This is a genomic window from Luteibacter sp. P4_D7_3 (genome assembly GCF_056401735.1).
In genome coordinates this window covers 1-2,516 of sequence record NZ_JBFUIT010000444.1, presented here as the reverse complement: position 1 = coordinate 2,516, position 2,516 = coordinate 1, and the positions used below count along the sequence as shown (strand labels likewise).

The window sequence follows — 2,516 nt, the reverse complement described above, 5'->3', positions numbered from 1 at the left end:
GATTTCCACAAAGCCGAGTTTGCCGTTGTCAAAGACGATGATCTTGACCGGCAGGTTCTCCTGCACGGTCGTCATCAGATCACCAAAGAGCATGGCGAGCCCCCCGTCACCGCACATGCTGATGACCTGGCGGCCGGGATGGGATTTTTGCAGCCCGAGCGCGGAGGCGAGGCCTGCCGCCATGGTGCCGTGCAGGAGGCTGCCGACGATGCGGCGCTTTTCCGTTGCATGGATGAAGCGGAGCGCCCACACCAGCGGCGTGCYGTCATCGACGGTAAAGAGGGCGTCATCGGCCGCGACACGGTCGAGCACACTGGCGAGGTACGAGCCGGGAATCGAGTCGTGGGCGCCGGGCTTCGCGTGACCGCGCATCTCGGCCATGGTTTTGTTGTAGCGGTTGACATACTCGTCGCGAAAGACCGTGTCTTCCCGGCGGTTGAGCAGCGGCAGGAGGGCTTTCATGGTCTCCTTGACGTCACCGACCGCGCCCAGTGTCACCGGGTGACGGCGTCCCAGATGCATGGGGTCGATGTCGATTTGCACGATGTCGGCGTGGTCAGGGTAAAACTGCCGCCACGCAAAGTCCGCACCGAGCAGCAGGAGGGTGTCGCACTTGAGCACCGCATTGAAGCCCGCCTCGTTGCCGAGGATGCCCGTCATGCCGATGTTGTGGGGATTGCCAAACTCGAGGAAGTCCTTGGCGCGGGAGGTGTGCGCGATGGGTGCTTTGAGACAATCGGCCACGGCGAGAATCTCGTCGAGGGCGCCCTCGCAACCGGAGCCGCCATAAATTGCAATGCGGTTTCCTGCATTGAGGATGTCCGCGATGCGCTGGAGCTCGTTGTCGTTGGGACGCACCAGGGGCTGGCTGACCTGGACACTGAACGGCACATCATTGGTGACGGGCGAGTCGGAGATGTCGACCGGGACGATGAGCACGGCCACACCGCGCAACGACCGCGCTGCCTGGCAGGCAAGAACGGTCTTCTTGCGCGCCTGGTCGGGGGTGAGAATCATGTCGCAATACACCGAGCACTCGTCGAAGACGCGTGTGAAATCGACCTCCTGGATGGAACTGAAGCCGATGTCGCTGCGCTGGATCTGGCTTGCGATGAGAACGACCGGCGCGCGGTTGCGGTTGGCTTCGTAGAGGCCATTGATGAAGTGGAGGCTGCCTGGCCCGCAGCTGCCCCCGCACGCGGTCAGCTGACCCGTGACCATGGCCTCTGCCCCGGCGGCAAAGGCGCCGGCTTCCTCGTGGCGCATGTGGACCCATTCGATGGTGCTTCCCTCGATGTGTTCGGCGAGAAGGTTCATCGTGTCGCCCACGATGCCGTAGCAGTGTTTGACGCCTGCTGCTTCGAGCGTTTCAACGATGATCTGCGCGGTTTTCTTGCTCATGGACGTTCTCCTGGTTGAAGGATGGGGATGTCGGATGCAACGGCGTGCTGCGCGCGCGGCTCATCCTGCGGACGCTTGCCATCGCCGGCTTCGGTTGCGTCCACTGAAATGGCGCCCGTCGCCAGTGCCAGCTGCGCGACGGCGACCTGAAGGTCAGCATTCGCCGATTCCCGGTCCGCGATTGCCTCGGCCAAAGCGGCGTTGCCCGATTCAACCTCCTGGACGGTCGAGAGACCGCGCCTGAAGCTGGCGAGCGCGGCATCGAAGGCCGCCTTTGACGCCGAGACATACGCGTCGGTTTCATCCCGCTGCTGCACGGCTGTTGCGAGCGCAAYGTCGGCGCGGACAACTTCAGCGGAGATGCGGTCTTTGAGTGCGTCGAGCTGGTCGAGTGCGCCGGCGACCTGAGAGTTGGCCATGGCAACGTTGCTTCTGCGCATGCCGCCGTCGACCAGCGGCAATTCGAAGGCAACCAGAATGGCCCCGCCGGGCCGGTTGACGGACGAGTAGCGGCTGCCATCGCTGCTGACCGCGCCAGCGTTTTGAAAAGCCTGCGCGCTCAGCGAAATGGTCGGCCGGTAGGCGGCCCTTGCTGCGTCGAGGCGGGCGTTGGCCGCACTGACCTGACTGCCTGCCGCCTGCAGGTCCTGCCGGCGACGCAGCGCTTCGGCAATCAGGCCCCTGACCGGGGCGCGGACGACGGTGGCATTGGCCGGGGCCGTCTCGTCGGCGAGGATGATTTCGGTTTCCGGGGGCAGACCCACCGTGCTGACCAACACCGCATTGGCCGCACGCTCGGCCCCGCGCGCGCGGACTGCCGAGAGCTTGGCGGCAGCGACCTGCCGCTGTGCTTGAGCCACGGCGACGACGGTGGCGCGCCCGGCCCGGTTCTGCGCGACGACGGCCTCTTCGGTGGTTTGYGCAGCCTGGACGATTCCGGTGGCGGCACGCACGCTGGCTGCGGCAGAGACCAGGGAAAAGTAGGCCTGGCTAACGTCAAACGACAGCTTCTGGCGACTCCCTGCGACGTTCGCCTCTGCAGCCAGTGTGGTCTGCCGGGCTTCCTCCGCCCTGCCCTTGCGGCGCCCGAAGTCAAACAGCAGCCACTTCATGCC

At 65.0% G+C, this 2,516-nt stretch carries 2 protein-coding genes; both read right to left on the bottom strand.

From position 1 onward, the window contains the following. The coding region (locus AC1DSN_RS21285; protein WP_477332723.1) for a thiamine pyrophosphate-binding protein at positions 1-1,401 on the bottom strand (1,401 nt) is incomplete at its 3' end. Continuing rightward, on the bottom strand, positions 1,398-2,516 hold a 1,119-nt coding region (locus AC1DSN_RS21280; RefSeq protein WP_477332721.1), incomplete at its 5' end, for a TolC family protein. The genes AC1DSN_RS21285 and AC1DSN_RS21280, both read right to left, overlap by 4 nt.